11 protein-coding genes are annotated in these 14,893 nt (G+C 35.6%); 7 read left to right on the forward strand and 4 right to left on the reverse strand.

Annotated features, from left to right (window positions below; genetic code table 11):
* Nucleotides 1-11: 11 nt before the first annotated feature.
* The 3 genes from fusA to rpsL are packed head-to-tail and all read right to left on the reverse strand — an operon-like array spanning nucleotide 12 to nucleotide 3,018.
* Nucleotides 12-2,138 carry an elongation factor G gene (gene fusA, locus Q0951_RS07655; RefSeq protein WP_299335982.1) on the reverse strand — a complete coding sequence of 709 codons (2,127 nt, stop codon included), beginning with the start codon at nucleotides 2,136-2,138 and terminating at the stop codon, nucleotides 12-14.
* Between the two features lie 6 nt (nucleotides 2,139-2,144).
* The gene (rpsG, locus tag Q0951_RS07660) at nucleotides 2,145-2,621 is read right to left on the reverse strand and encodes a 30S ribosomal protein S7 (RefSeq protein ID WP_299335983.1); all 477 of its coding nucleotides are present in this window, start codon (nucleotides 2,619-2,621) and stop codon (nucleotides 2,145-2,147) included.
* 22 nt (nucleotides 2,622-2,643) lie between these two features.
* Entirely contained in the window at nucleotides 2,644-3,018 is a 375-nt protein-coding gene (gene rpsL / locus Q0951_RS07665) for a 30S ribosomal protein S12 (protein WP_008269190.1), read from the reverse strand.
* Nucleotides 3,019-3,190: 172 nt separating this feature from the next.
* Between rpsL and Q0951_RS07670 the strand changes: the two genes are divergently transcribed.
* The 7 genes from Q0951_RS07670 (at nucleotide 3,191) to rlmB (ending at nucleotide 14,067) form a co-directional block, all read left to right on the forward strand.
* Complete coding sequence (locus tag Q0951_RS07670; RefSeq protein ID WP_299335984.1) at nucleotides 3,191-4,879, forward strand: POTRA domain-containing protein; 1,689 nt, start codon at nucleotides 3,191-3,193, stop codon at nucleotides 4,877-4,879.
* Between the two features lie 105 nt (nucleotides 4,880-4,984).
* Nucleotides 4,985-8,059, forward strand: a complete 3,075-nt coding sequence (locus Q0951_RS07675; RefSeq protein WP_299335985.1) for a SusC/RagA family TonB-linked outer membrane protein — start codon at nucleotides 4,985-4,987, stop codon at nucleotides 8,057-8,059.
* A 4-nt stretch (nucleotides 8,060-8,063) separates the two neighbouring features.
* Nucleotides 8,064-9,581 (forward strand): SusD/RagB family nutrient-binding outer membrane lipoprotein, encoded by a 1,518-nt coding sequence (locus Q0951_RS07680; protein ID WP_299335986.1) that lies wholly within the window; start codon nucleotides 8,064-8,066, stop codon nucleotides 9,579-9,581.
* 11 nt (nucleotides 9,582-9,592) lie between these two features.
* Complete coding sequence (locus Q0951_RS07685; protein ID WP_299335987.1) at nucleotides 9,593-10,453, forward strand: hypothetical protein; 861 nt, start codon at nucleotides 9,593-9,595, stop codon at nucleotides 10,451-10,453.
* Between the two features lie 12 nt (nucleotides 10,454-10,465).
* Nucleotides 10,466-11,512, forward strand: a complete 1,047-nt coding sequence (locus tag Q0951_RS07690) for a hypothetical protein (RefSeq protein ID WP_299335988.1) — start codon at nucleotides 10,466-10,468, stop codon at nucleotides 11,510-11,512.
* A 113-nt stretch (nucleotides 11,513-11,625) separates the two neighbouring features.
* Entirely contained in the window at nucleotides 11,626-13,269 is a 1,644-nt protein-coding gene (locus tag Q0951_RS07695) for an aryl-sulfate sulfotransferase (protein ID WP_299335989.1), read from the forward strand.
* 63 nt (nucleotides 13,270-13,332) lie between these two features.
* Nucleotides 13,333-14,067: a 23S rRNA (guanosine(2251)-2'-O)-methyltransferase RlmB gene (gene rlmB / locus Q0951_RS07700; protein ID WP_299335990.1), complete on the forward strand. Its 735-nt coding sequence runs from the start codon at nucleotides 13,333-13,335 to the stop codon at nucleotides 14,065-14,067.
* On the opposite strand, the gene Q0951_RS07705 is transcribed toward rlmB, so the two are convergent.
* On the reverse strand, nucleotides 14,064-14,810 hold the full coding sequence (locus Q0951_RS07705; protein ID WP_299335991.1) for a rhomboid family intramembrane serine protease: 747 nt from the start codon (nucleotides 14,808-14,810) through the stop codon (nucleotides 14,064-14,066). The two genes, rlmB and Q0951_RS07705, sit on opposite strands and share 4 nt — an antisense overlap.
* Nucleotides 14,811-14,893: the final 83 nt, after the last annotated feature.

Below are 14,893 nucleotides of genomic sequence, written 5' to 3' on the forward strand. Positions count from 1 at the left end.
TTCTTTTAGTTTTAAGCTTCTACGCCTTTTGCTGCTGCAATTACTTCCTCTGAAATATTCTTAGGAGTTTCAGCATAATGTGAAAATTCCATTGTTGATGTTGCACGACCTGATGATAATGTTCTCAATGTAGTTACATATCCAAACATTTCAGATAATGGCACAGTAGCTTTTACAGTTTTTGCACCAGCTCTGTCTCCCATATCACTCACCTGACCACGACGACGGTTTAAGTCACCTACAATATCCCCCATGTTCTCTTCTGGAGTAATAACTTCAAGTTTCATAATTGGTTCCATGATTACAGCTTTGGCAGCTTTGGCAGCATTTTTGAATCCTAACTTAGCAGCTAATTCGAATGATAACTGATCTGAATCGACATCGTGGTAAGATCCGTCTGTTAATGTCACTTTCATTGCATCTACTTCGTAACCTGCTAACGGACCGTTAACCATTGCCATTTTAAATCCTTTTTCAACTGAAGGGACAAATTCCTTAGGAACGTTACCACCTTTAATTTCAGAAACGAATTCTAATCCTACTTTACCTTCTTCAGCTGGCTCCAACGTAAATACAATATCAGCAAATTTACCACGTCCACCAGATTGCTTTTTATAAACTTCTCTGTGCTCTGCACGTTGTGTAATAGCTTCTTTGTACTCTACCTGAGGCTGTCCTTGGTTGACTTCAACCTTGAACTCTCGCTTTAAACGGTCTACAATAATATCTAAGTGAAGCTCACCCATTCCAGAAATAATTGTCTGTCCTGAAGCCTCATCTGTTCTTGCTGTAAATGTAGGATCCTCTTCAGACAACTTAGATAATGCCATACCTAATTTATCAACATCTGCTTTAGTCTTAGGCTCCACAGCAATACCAATTACTGGATCTGGGAAGTCCATAGATTCTAAAACAATAGGATGCTTTTCATCAGACATAGTATCACCAGTCTTGATATCTTTAAATCCTACAGCTGCACCAATATCTCCTGCTTCAATAAAATCGATAGCATTTTGCTTATTAGAGTGCATTTGATAAATACGAGAGATACGTTCTTTCTTTCCTGAACGGTTGTTCAAGATATAAGAACCTGCATCTAAACGTCCAGAATATGCACGGAAGAATGCTAAACGTCCTACGAAAGGATCAGTAGCAATCTTAAATGCTAAAGCCGCGAAAGGCTCTTTTACATCTGGTCTACGAATTTCTTCTTGTTCTGTATCTGGATTAGTTCCAACAATACCTTCTTTATCTGTTGGAGAAGGTAAGTAACGACATACAGCATCTAATAAGAACTGTACACCTTTATTTTTGAATGCAGAACCACAAATCATTGGAATGATAGCCATATCCATTACAGCAGCTCTAAGTGCAGCGTGCACTTCTTCTTCTGTAATTGAATCTTCATCTTCCATGAATTTCTCTAAAAGATTCTCATCATAAGTCGCCACCTCTTCAATTAAAAGCGCACGATACTTACGAGCTTCTTCTTTCATTTCTTCTGGAATGTCGATAACATCAAAAGTTGCCCCTTGAGTTTCATCATGCCATACGATAGCTCTGTTTTTTACTAAGTCAATAATACCTTTGAAATCTGCTTCATCACCAATATTTAATACAATTGGCACTGCATTTGACTTCAACATATCTTTTACTTGCTGACAAACACCTAAAAAGTTAGACCCCTGACGGTCCATTTTATTAACGAAACCAATTCTTGGCACTTTATAGTTATCTGCAAGTCTCCAGTTAGTTTCAGATTGTGGCTCAACACCATCAACTGCACTAAATAAGAATACTAAACCATCTAATACACGTAATGAACGGTTTACTTCAACCGTAAAATCAACGTGACCTGGAGTATCAATGATATTAAAGTGGTATCCTTTTGTCTCAGGAGTTTTTTCACCATTTTCAATTGGGAAATTCCATGTACAAGTTGTAGCAGCAGAAGTAATTGTAATACCTCTTTCCTGCTCTTGCTCCATCCAATCCATTGTTGCAGCACCATCATGTACTTCACCAATTTTGTGAGAAACACCTGTATAATAAAGAATACGTTCTGTAGTAGTAGTTTTTCCTGCATCAATGTGTGCAGCAATTCCTATGTTTCTTGTGTATTTTAAATCTCTTGCCATCTTAAATTAAAATCTAAAGTGTGAGAATGCCTTGTTTGCTTCTGCCATTTTGTGAGTATCTACTCTTTTCTTAACAGCTGCACCTTCTTCCTTAGCTGCTGCTAAAATTTCAGCTGCTAATTTTTGAGGCATAGATTTTTCATTTCTTTTTCTTGCGTATCCGATCAACCACTTCATTGCAGTTGAAACTTTACGATCTGGACGAATTTGCATTGGAATTTGGAATGTCGCTCCACCAACTCTACGGCTACGTACTTCTACGTGAGGCATAACGTTAGACAAAGCATCTTTCCAGATTTCTAAAGCTGTTTTTTCGTCATCTGTTTTCTTAGAATCTACAATATCAATTGCATCATAGAATACTTTAAAAGCGATAGACTTCTTTCCATCCCACATCATCATATTAACGAAACGAGTTACTAACTGATCGTTAAATCTTGGGTCTGGTAAAAGCGGTCTCTTTTTTGCTGCTCTTTTTCTCATGTCTTCTTCTTAAAGTTTTAAATTACTTCTTAGGGCGTTTTGCACCATACTTAGATCTACGTTGTGTTCTACCTGCAACACCTGCTGTGTCTAAGGCACCACGAACGATGTGATATCTAACTCCTGGTAAATCTTTTACCCTTCCACCTCTAACTAATACTATCGAGTGCTCTTGTAAATTGTGTCCTTCTCCACCGATGTATGCATTAACCTCGTTTCCGTTTGTTAAACGAACCCTTGCTACCTTACGCATTGCTGAGTTTGGTTTCTTAGGTGTCGTCGTGTAAACACGAGTACACACACCACGTCTTTGTGGACACGAATCTAGAGCAGCCGATTTACTCTTCTTAGTTATTTTGGCTCTTCCTTTTCGTACTAATTGTGAAATTGTTGGCATATATTACTATATAATTTTTATTAAACCCTCTCCTTAGAGGGCTGCAAAGGTAGAAATAAATATCAATTATTCAAACCCATAACGATTAATTTCAAAAAGTTTCTTAATTTATTTTTCCTGTCGCATATTTTTAGTGATTAATTTCCGTTAGATTTGAATAATATTTCTATTAATGTTGAGAAAAATTAGTCCTTTATTATTACTCCTATTCATACTGTGGTCTTCGGAAGCGTTTACACAAAACTTGTATTTAAGTGCTGTTGGAATTTCAGAGAAGGAAACTAAGGTTATTGATTCTTTGGGATATCAAAAATCTTTTCAGGACTTTAGCTCTCTAGACTCAGAAGTTAATATCCTTAAAAAGAAACTCATAAAAATTGGATACATTGAAAGTGAACTCTTAGATTTCAAAAAACAGAACGATACAACCTACTATGCCAATTTCAGTTTAAAAAATAAATATAGATCCATCATAATTGAACACAATGGATTGGTGGACATGTCTATTTTGAAATTAACTGATTTTCTGGATGACAATAACAAGCTTGTAATTCCTATAGAATTTGTAGAACCCACGTTACAATCTATCAATTCTGAAATTGCTAATCGTGGGAATCCTTTTAGCACACTCGTGGTTACAGATATTAAGAAAATTGACACTAATACTTTAACTGGAACTTTATCAGTTACAGCATCAAAACCCAGAACAATAGATAAGCTCATTATAAAAGGATATGAAAAATTTCCTAAGTCGTTCATTAAAAGATATCTGAGGATTAAAACAGGGCAAACGTTCAGCTTAGAAAAAATCAAAGAGAAAACAAGAGATCTTAACGACTTGGTATTTGCTAATCAAATTAAAGATCCTGAGGTTTTATTTACTCAAGATTCCACCATATTATATATGTACATAGAAAAAACTAAAAGCAATACATTTGATGGCTTTTTAGGTTTTGGCACAAACGAAGCCACCAATAAAATTGAATTTGATGGTTATCTGGATTTAAACCTTACCAATAATCTTAATTATGGTGAATCATTACAACTACTATATAAAAGCGATGAGAACGACCAGCAAACTTTCGATCTTAAATTAAGTGCGCCATATATATTTAATTCTCCGGTAGGAATAGACCTAAACTTAAATATTTTCAAAAGAGACACCTCTTTTGTTACTGTTAGTCAGGCGGCTAAAATCAACTATCAAATCAATAGTAAACATTTAATATCTGCAGGAATAAACACGGTGACATCGACAGATTTATTAGAGATACCAACTGCAGCAATTACAGACTACAAATCGAATCAATTTCTCATAAATTACACCTTCACCAACAGACAAAATTATGATTTCTTGTTTCCAATAAATTTTTTGCTTGATGTATCTACTGGTTTTGGAAACAGAACCTACAATGCCATTGATGAACGTCAATCAAACTTTTATATCAACACCTTCAAAATATTCAATTTGAATGACAGAAATAGTATCTATGGAAGGATTAGCTCTAACTATCTCATTTCTGACAGTTATCTAGAAAATGAACTTCCAAGATTTGGTGGGATTAATTCAATCAGAGGATTTGAAGAAAATAGTCTTATTGCAAATTTATACGGCGTACTAAATACTGAATATAGATACAAACTTAATAATTCTATCTATGTACACTCTGTTATAGATGCTGCCTATTTTGAAAATCAGATATCAAATCAAAAAGGAAAGCTTTTCGGATTTGGTTTTGGATTTGGGCTTCTTACTAAAGCTGGACTATTTCGCTTTAACTACACTAGCGGAAAAACTGAAAATCAAAAATTCAGATTATCAGATTCAAAAATTCATTTAAGTTTAACAACTCGCTTCTAAAAGCAAATATTTTTCAATAAAGATAAATATTAACTGACATATCCTTTGTTTTATAAAGTTTTTATTGTGAAATTTGAAATAGACCAATTTAAATCAATCAATAATATGAAATTAACGCTTAGTAAAACGCTAACGCTACTTTTGCTGTTAGCTGTGCAACTCACTTTAGCACAAGAAAAAACCATTTCTGGGACCGTCTCAGATGTAACTGGCTTACCCATTCCAGGTGTTAACATCTTAATTAAAGGGACAACCACCGGAACCCAATCTGACTTTGATGGGAATTATACCTTAAACACGAATATTGGTGATGTACTAGTATTCTCATATCTAGGTTTAAAAACTCAGGAAATTACTGTTGGTGAAGTCAATGTTATCGATGTCACTATGCTAGAAGACACTGAATCTTTAGATGAAGTTGTTGTAACTGCGGTAGGTATTAAAAGAAAACCTGACGAAATAACAACAGCCTATGAAAACTTAAAATCTGAAGAAATTGTAGCTGCAAATAATCCAGATGCTGTACAATCTCTTGCTGGTAAAGTTTCTGGTTTACAAATTAACACGACAAATACAGGTGTTAATCCATCTACGACCATTAGACTGAGAGGAACACGATCTTTATCGGGCTCTAACTCAGCGTTAGTCGTTATTGATAATGTGATTTCTTCAGCCACTATTCTTTCAGATCTGGATCCAGAGATCATAGAATCTATCAACATTATAAAAGGTCCAAATGGAGCTGCTCTTTATGGGTCTAGAGGTGGTAACGGAGTTATAATTGTTACCACAAAAAAAGGCGCAAGAAATACAGGAAAACTGAATATTAGCGTCTCTACCACTGTCACCCTAGAAGATATTGCTTTTTTACCTCAGTTACAAGACAGATATGGTAAGGGATATTGGGGTGAAATTGATGCTTTCGATCAAGGATCTTGGGGACCAGAATACGATGGATCAATTCAACCTGTAGGCTTGCCTTATCCAACAGTATCTGATTTTAGATATGGTGTTTACGAATTCAGAAAAGATAATATGAAAGACTTTTTTGATACAGGTATCGCTCTACAAAATACGATCACACTTTCTGGTGGAGACAGTGAAGGGTTTTACTCCTTAACTGCTAACAGACGAACAACAGATGGTATTATTCCAAGAGATGAATACAAAAAGGATTTCCTTGCTTTGAGTGCAGGTAAGACCTTTGGAAAATTCTCCATCTCCGGAAATGTACGTTTTACAACAGAAGACCAATCGGTCTCAAATGGTGTTTATGGTCAACTTGCGCAACTTCCTAGTGATGTTAACATCTTAGACTTTAGTTCTGGTAGTAATAGTGATCACTGGACTGCTTTTGGTGATAGCCCATATTGGGTAAGAGACAACCAACGTTCATTATCTGAAAATACCAGATCAGATCTGTCGGCAGAATTATCCTATCAATTCAATGACAATATTAGTGCTGTATTACGAAGTAACGTGGTGACCAATAGTGGAAAAGGTTTTACATATGTTAATGATTATGTATCTGAATTTACAATCACAGGTGATGGTCGGGATATTCAATCTTCACTTAGTGTCAATAGTAATAACTCTCGATTGTTATACACAGATTTGATTGCTAACTTCAACTATGATCTTACTGAAGATATAGGGTTAAAATCTTTGATAGGTTTTAACGCCACCGAAAGTAAAGGTTTTTCTCAAACCACTTCGGGAGACATTTTAACACTTCCAGGTTTGTATACTGTAGAGAATATTTCTAGTGGTATAAGCGTTACAGATTTTAGTTCCATAAGAAGACAACAAGCCATTTTTGCTAATATTGATCTTAGTTATAAAGACTATCTGTATTTAAATTTAACCGGACGACAAGAATGGGATTCCAGATTACAATCACCAGGTAGAGATATTGGAGATATTGGATTCTTCTACTACTCTGCAGGTGCATCCTTCATAGCTACTAAAGCTTTCCCTGAGATCAAATCAGATATTTTGCATAAATTGAAAGTATCAGGTGGTTATGTTAAAACAGCTAATATTTCAGCACTGGGATCACATGACCTATTTGATACTGGATTTAGGCCAGCTGCATTTCCATATCCAGGTGGTGTAAATTCATTTATCATCCCATCATCAACTTTTGATAATGCGATTGAACCAGAGTTCATTAGCACCTATGAAGCCAATATTAATTTAGAACTTTTAAAACGAGCTGGTATTCCTAGAATCACTTTGGATGGTAGTTATTCATTTTATACAAATGATAATCAAATATTAAGTGCTTCAGTATCATCATCGACAAGTGTATTTAGCGCAGGAGTCAACGTTGGTGAAACACAAACCAATGCTTACGAATTAGATTTGGGGTTAACACCTATTAAGACAGACGATCTCAGATGGAACTTAAATTTTGGCTATGCATCTCAAAGAACCATTGCTACAAAAATTACAGACGACTCAGACATATTAGGTAGCGGATCACCAGGTATCTATGCTATTCAAGGACAAGAGTATCCTTTAATTAGAGGTAGTGCTTACGAACGTGATGATGAAGGTCGAGTGGTTTTAAATCCTGATGGGTCACCAAGAACGGCTTCTGGATTGAAAGTATTAGGACGAACAACACCTGATTACATCCTAAATTTCGGAACAGATATCACATACAAAGGATTTAGACTAAGTGCTGTTGCCGATTTCAGGACGGGTCATGTATTCTATTCTAACATCTATAATAACCTAACAGGACAAGGTCGTAGTTTTATTACTGCGGAAAACGGAAGAGGGTACTTCATATTCCCTAATTCAACTGTACAAGGATCTGGTGTTACAAATACCGATGTATTGACAGGACCGTCTTATGGAGGACCTTCAGCATATGCTCAGTATCAATCATTCATACAGAGTGGTGATTTTTCTGGTGTAGACGAAAACTTTATTCTAGATGCAACAGCATTCAAACTAAGAGAGGTTGCTTTGAGTTACACACTACCACGTAAATACCTTGAAAAAACTTTTATTCAAGGTTTAGCTGTTGGTATTAGTGGTAGAAATCTACTTGTTGTTCTACCAAAAGAGAACAGACGATATAATGATCCTGAAATAGGATCTGGTATAGGTGGATACGGTCAAACGCCTCCAACTAAATTCTATTCAATGAACGTAAAACTTAACTTTTAAGAAAATGAAACATATATATAACATAAAATATACATTGTCATTAGCCCTTTTATTTCTTACATTTTCTTGTAGTGATGTGCTAGTGAATGAAGATCCTAATGGTGTTGTGATTAATGAATTACCTCCAGAGGTAATACTTCCTGGAGCACTTACAGTGCCTTCAAGTACTTTAATGACTACAATGAACGGACTTGGAAATACAATGGTAGCTACCTGGTCTGGTAATGCTCAACAGGTACAAGCACCATATTTTGAAGAATTCCAATACCAGTTAACTACAGATTTCTACAGCGGAATTTGGGATAACCTTATGGCCAGAACAGGAAACTTAACTCAAATCATTGAGAACGAGTATGGAGATAATTACGATTATTTCAAAGGTGCATCTAAAATTTACAGAGCATTTTATTTTCAATATTTGGTAGATCTTTATGGAGATATTCCATTTACAGATATTCATCAACGTGGTGACCTCTTATTTCCTGAATATGATAATCAGGAAGATGTCTATGTTGCATTAATTAATGATATCAACGATGCCATTGCACAAATTCAAAACACAGATACTAACACTGCAATTGGAATGGGAACAAACGATGTGATCATGGGTGGAAATATGGATATGTGGATTAAGTTTGGAAATACGGTCAAACTGAGAATGTTACTACGTATCTATGATGCTGCACAATCTTCCTCAGACCTGCAATCTATTGTAAACAGTGAACTTGCCTCTCTAAATAATGCAGATTTTCTGGGTGCAGGAGAGAATGTAACTATTAATCCTGGATATTCAGATGAAGAGGATAGAATGAATCCTTTTGCAGAGGTTTTTGGTTATGATCCTGGACAATTTGGAAATGCATCTAATCAAACATTTTCAAACTTAAGAGCTGGACCAACGACATTTTTAGTAGAATTCTTGAACGGAACTACTAATGGTGTAACAGATGCCAGATTACAGCGATTATATGCGCCTAGAGGCGGACAAACAACTATTCAAGGTAATACACAAGGTGGTGGAGACCAACCCTCAAGAATTGGTCCTGGATTATTGATCTCGCCACAACAAGATGGATATATCATGACGGCTTCTGAATCTCTATTCCTTCAGTCAGAAGCAGTATTTAAAGGATTATTAAGTTCAGGAAATGCAAAAAACCTTTTTGAGAGCGCAATACAATCTTCATTCGACAGATTAGGAGCATCCATTGGAAATTATCTCAACGACGCAAATAATGTTAATACTATTGGTTGGGATGGTAGTGCAGATAAACTAGAAGCAATAATTACTCAAAAATGGATTGACTTGGGAGGTACTAACGGAGTAGAGACATGGATAGAATTTACCAGAACAGGCTATCCAAGTAATATGCCACTTCCCGATATTACAAATAGACCAAATAGACCATTGAGATTATTATATCCGACATCTGAGTACACAGGAAATTCAGCTAACGTAAGCATCTACAATCAAACTGTAGATACAGCTTTTGATTTACCAATTTTTTGGGATGTTAATTAAAAAAAAAGATTATGAAAAAAATTAAATTTATTCTATTGTCAATTCTAAGTGCTCAATTAATCGTCTCCTGTAGTGTTGACGATAACCCACAGCAATTAGAAGCAGATCTTGCTAACACACCATTTGTGGTGGGTTTCAACAACAGCGAAGCCTCTCCTGCTTTTGTTACAGATGGAGAAGTTAAGATGTATAGTGAAAATATTGTATTGTTTGGTGGAGATGATTTCTCCAGTAATCCAAGTATTACAGTAAACTTCGAAGTAGATGCAAATTCTACTGCAGTCGCAGGTACAGATTATGATTTTGTAAACGGGTCTCAATCTATAACAATTCCTGAGGATAGAGATTATGGAGAATTAAATATCAATTTTTATTCTGAAAATATTGACGTTGATAATCCAAAAACACTAATACTTAATATCACATCTTCAAGTAATGGTGAAGTGGCTAGTTCTTTTAGAACGTTAACCATTACAATCAACGGGATTTGTTTTTCTGACATAGGTGGTATCTATAGTATGACCACAACTTACGGTTATCATGACTTCTTACCTAATTTCAGCACAAACACTATAGATATAGAAGTAGAAGCTTTAGGTGATGGACAATACAGAGTTTTCGACATGTCGGGAGGATTGTATAGCAACGGTCCTTACACCACAGCCTACGGCACAGGTGCTACAAGCTTTGATGTCGTTTTTACAGAAAATTGTGGTGATATCTCTTGGGTAAACCAAAATGACCCTTGGGGATTAGTAGTTCCTCTTGATGGAGGCGTTAATGCCGTTGACCCAGATACCGGAGTCATAACCATTTCATGGTTTTGTGAAGGTTATGGAGAAAATGGAGTTTCAGTTTATACACCACTTTAATACTTAAAAGAAATGAAAAATACATATAAAAAAATAAGTTATTCATTAGGTCTGGTATTCCTGTTAGGTCTGGTCAACTTTTCTTGTCAGGACGATGACTCTATACCAAGACGAGGCAAGCCTGCTTTAACGGTAATGAGCAATTCGGTTACTGTAACTGAAGGAGAAACCGCAGTATTTATGATTGATGTTGAATATGGTGTTTCTGAAAAAATAGATATTAGAATCGACATCTTAGATAGTGAAGGTAATCCAGTTGTTACTGCGCTTCCAACTGATGGAGATGCTACAACTGGTAATGGATTCTATGACAGAGTTGAATTTGAAGATATAGAAGTACCTTATCCTACTTGGTTTGAATCTGGTTATTTCGAATACGGATATCAAGGTGGCTCAGGTTACATTGCCTCGTTCCCTCCTTTTTCTGAAACCATCGAACTCAATATTGAAACCATTCAGGATTTTATTCCTGAAAATACGAAAACAGTCAATCTCAGATTATCATCTACATCTTTAATGGCTGCTGCTATTGAAGAAGATATTAGCATTACTATCAATGATTTTGTTGGAAGTGATCTTGTAGCACGTTTGAATTGGGATGGTGATTATTTAGAAAGTCAAGCTGACCCTTGTGATATTGATAATGGATTAGATCTGGATCTGGAACTGATTTTCAATGGTGATTATATCCAAACAAGCTATAATGATTGTCCAGAGGAACTCATCATTTTAGGTTCTGATGCTGATGGCACCTATACCATTGATGCAAGTTTCTGGACCGCTAATGGTAACACGTCTTCTGATAACAGTAATGTTCCAGCTTCATTAGACTTCTTAAAAGCTGGAGTATTTGTTGAATCTGTAGACCTTTCGGCATTATTCCCTCTTAACGATGGAGGACTTAACGACGGAAATGGTAATGCCATTACATCTTTTACTGTTGAAAAATTAGGTAACACCTATACTATAACAGATAGCAATGATAACCAAGTAGCTCAAGGTAGACTATCAGATTATAAGATGTCTCTTAAAGAAAAAAGAGCGTTAAAAAATAACTAGACTAAGTTCTTGTTAAAAAAGCCATCTGATCTCAGGTGGCTTTTTTTGTTAAATTTCAATTCTTGTCATTATCTTTGACATATAAATATTAGGTTTACAAAAAAAAGCAAGCTATGATACGACAACTACTTCTCGTAACAGCACTCTTATTCTGTTTCAACGTAAAAGCTCAAAATACGGTTGGAACTACATTTATTACCAATGATGTATTTGAAGCTTACACGCTAATTTCTGTGAATACCAAAGCATATTTATTTGATAATTGTGGACAAGTAATTAATGAGTGGTCCAGTGCATACAGACCAGGAAATGCGGTTTATCTTTTACCTAATGGTAATCTTTTAAGAGCTGGTCAAGTTACTGATGGCAGTAGTAATATTACTTTTGGCGGTCAAGGTGGAATTATAGAATTATTTGACTGGGACGGAAATTTAATTTGGTCCTATTTATACAATACCAATCAATTTAGACAACACCATGATATATTTCCTATGCCTAACGGAAATGTCCTTATTCTGGCAGCTACAGCATTAACGATGACAGAAGCTGTTGATGCGGGTAGAGATCCAAATCTAATGAGCGAAACCAGATTATACAATGAACAAATCATTGAGGTAGAACCTGTTGGAGTTGATCAAGCCAATGTAGTTTGGGAATGGAACGTTAAAGATCATCTTATACAGGACTTTGACAATACTAAAGCTAATTTTGGTGATGTAAGTATGAGTCCGGGTAAATTAGACATCAACTTTCTTAATGGTGGTTCTGGAGCAGCCAACTGGTTGCACTTCAATTCCATTCAATACGATGAAGGCTTAGATCAAATAGTTATTAGTAGTCGTAACTTAAGTGAAATATATATTATCGATCACTCTACAACAACTGCTGAAGCTGCAACAAGTTCTGGAGGAACTTATGGCAATGGAGGTGATTTTTTATACCGTTGGGGAAATCCGCAATCTTACAGACAAGGCACTGAAACAGACCGTCAATTGTATGGGCAACATTATCCTCATTTTATTGCTGATGGATTAGTGGATGCAGGAAAACTCATATTATTTAATAATGGTAATGGTAGATTTCCAGAATTCTCTGAAGTTTTTATCTTAATACCTCCTACATCGGCTCCAGGTGTATACAGCTACACAACTAATACAGCCTATGGACCAACAGCTCCAGACTATATCTATTCAGATCAAACCAATACACCCTCTGATTTTTACTCTTCAATTGTGAGTAGTGCTCAACGTCTACAAAATGGTAATACCTTAATATGTGAGGGACGGACTGGAGAAATATTTGAGATCGATGATACAGATACTGTAGTATGGAGATATGTTAATCCTGTAAGTAATAACACAGGTGTAATTGCTACTCAAGGAGATCCTGTTCCTGCAGGTAATTTAACATTTAGAGCCATCAAATATGCAACTGATTATCCGGCTTTCATAGGTAGAGATCTCACTCCCGGAGATCCAATAGAACTCAATCCAGATCTTTCACCTTGTAATAACTTAAGTGTATCAGAATTTGAATTAGCTAACGTTTCTGTATTTCCAAACCCAACTACAGATCTAATTACAGTAGCTTCTAATGATATTATTGATAAAATTGAATTGTTTTCTACTTTAGGCAAAAAAGTTATGGAAGTCAGAAACACCAATACAATTGACCTTTCTGGTGTTGATGCAGGTATTTATTTTATCCAAATACACGCACAAAACAGAAGCTTGAGTAAAAAAATTATCAAACAGTAAACCTCTCAGATAATAGATAAAGACCATTCTAAAATTAGAATGGTTTTTTTATACCTTTGAGCCATGGAAAAAGAAACCACCATTTTTGGTATACGTGCAGTTATTGAAGCTATAAAATCTGGAGAAAACATCGATAAGATCTTTTTACAAAAAGGATTACGAGGCGAATTATTCTCAGAATTAGAGCAGCTACTTAAGAAAGAACGTTTAAATAGTTCTTATGTGCCAATTGAAAAGCTGAACCGTTTATCAAAAAAGAACCATCAAGGTGTGGTTGCCCAAATTGCTCCTATAACCTTTCATAACATTGAAGATCTTGTTATGAGTGTTACAGAATCTGGAAAAACACCACTATTTCTGTTACTGGATCAATTAAGTGATGTTCGAAATTTTGGAGCTATCGTTCGTACAGCAGAATGCACAGGTGTTTCTGGGATTATTATTCAGAAAAAAGGTGGCGCTCCTGTTAATGGCGATGCCATAAAAACTAGTGCAGGCGCACTTTTCAAAATGCCAATTTGTAAAGTTGATCATATCAAAGATGCTGTATTTTATATGCAAGCTAGTGGCATAAAAGTGATTGCTGCTACCGAAAAAACAGACAACACGATCTATGATGTATCTTTTAAAGAACCATGCGCTATCATTATGGGATCTGAAGGAAAAGGCATCAACCCATCAGTTATAAAGGTTGCCGATGAAAAAGCTAAACTTCCTCTATTAGGTGAGATAGAATCCTTAAATGTCTCTGTTGCTTGTGGTGCATTTTTATACGAAGCGGTAAGACAACGTCTTTAATCTTTGTTCTCTTTAAACGTATAGTTGATATCAGGACTGGTATCTTCGGAAAGTGGCTCCTCCTCTATTTCTGGCTCTAAATGTTCAATGAAGTTACCATTTTCGTCAAAATGTTTCAAGAATGGATCATCATCTTCATTATAATCGGGTTGCTGCCATACATATCGTTCAGGCTTTGCAATAGCTTTCCTAAAAATAAGAGCAAACACAAATCCAGATATGAGTCCGCCAAGATGTCCTTCCCAAGACATGCCATCTTTAACAGGAAATACATACCAAATCATACTTCCGTAGAGAAATATAATAATCAACGACAAGGCAATTAATCTAAAGTGTTTAGCGAATATACCTTTAAAAAAGATGAAACTCACCAAAACATAAACGAGTCCACTGGCTCCAATATGATTTGCTGGTCTGCCAATGATCCAGGTAAATAATCCCGACAGCAATATTCCGAAGAATAACACTTTCCATGAGATCTTTCTGTAGAAATAAAACAATGCTGCAGATAAAACAAACAGCGGGATGCTATTATGGTATAAATGCTCGATATCGGCATGAATAAACGGACTGGTAAAAATTCCAATTAGGCCTTCCAGTTTTTGCGGATACACACCCATTCTTTTAATAGATGGAAAAAACCGAACCTGCATCCAGAATACAATCCACAGTGACAACACAAAAAACACAGGATATGCAATGACTCCTGTTGAATATCTAAAATGTTGCTGGTGATTACTCATTATCTAAATTTAAAACTTTATTAGCAAAATGCTATCCATTTATTGAAACTCTGAAATATTGTCACATTCGTTTTTTGTAATTT

This window comes from uncultured Psychroserpens sp., from assembly GCF_947501425.1.
Classification (GTDB): Bacteria; Bacteroidota; Bacteroidia; order Flavobacteriales; family Flavobacteriaceae; genus Psychroserpens.

Bases quoted from the DNA above. Each gene is read 5' to 3' on its own strand.
- fusA (WP_299335982.1), bottom strand. From the start codon at position 2,138: ATGGCAAGAGATTTAAAATACACAAGAAACATAGGAATTGCTGCACAC.
- rpsG (WP_299335983.1), bottom strand. From the start codon at position 2,621: ATGAGAAAAAGAGCAGCAAAAAAGAGACCGCTTTTACCAGACCCAAGA.
- rpsL (WP_008269190.1), bottom strand. From the start codon at position 3,018: ATGCCAACAATTTCACAATTAGTACGAAAAGGAAGAGCCAAAATAACT.
- Q0951_RS07670 (WP_299335984.1), top strand. From the start codon at position 3,191: ATGTTGAGAAAAATTAGTCCTTTATTATTACTCCTATTCATACTGTGG.
- Q0951_RS07675 (WP_299335985.1), top strand. From the start codon at position 4,985: ATGAAATTAACGCTTAGTAAAACGCTAACGCTACTTTTGCTGTTAGCT.
- Q0951_RS07680 (WP_299335986.1), top strand. From the start codon at position 8,064: ATGAAACATATATATAACATAAAATATACATTGTCATTAGCCCTTTTA.
- Q0951_RS07685 (WP_299335987.1), top strand. From the start codon at position 9,593: ATGAAAAAAATTAAATTTATTCTATTGTCAATTCTAAGTGCTCAATTA.
- Q0951_RS07690 (WP_299335988.1), top strand. From the start codon at position 10,466: ATGAAAAATACATATAAAAAAATAAGTTATTCATTAGGTCTGGTATTC.
- Q0951_RS07695 (WP_299335989.1), top strand. From the start codon at position 11,626: ATGATACGACAACTACTTCTCGTAACAGCACTCTTATTCTGTTTCAAC.
- rlmB (WP_299335990.1), top strand. From the start codon at position 13,333: ATGGAAAAAGAAACCACCATTTTTGGTATACGTGCAGTTATTGAAGCT.
- Q0951_RS07705 (WP_299335991.1), bottom strand. From the start codon at position 14,810: ATGAGTAATCACCAGCAACATTTTAGATATTCAACAGGAGTCATTGCA.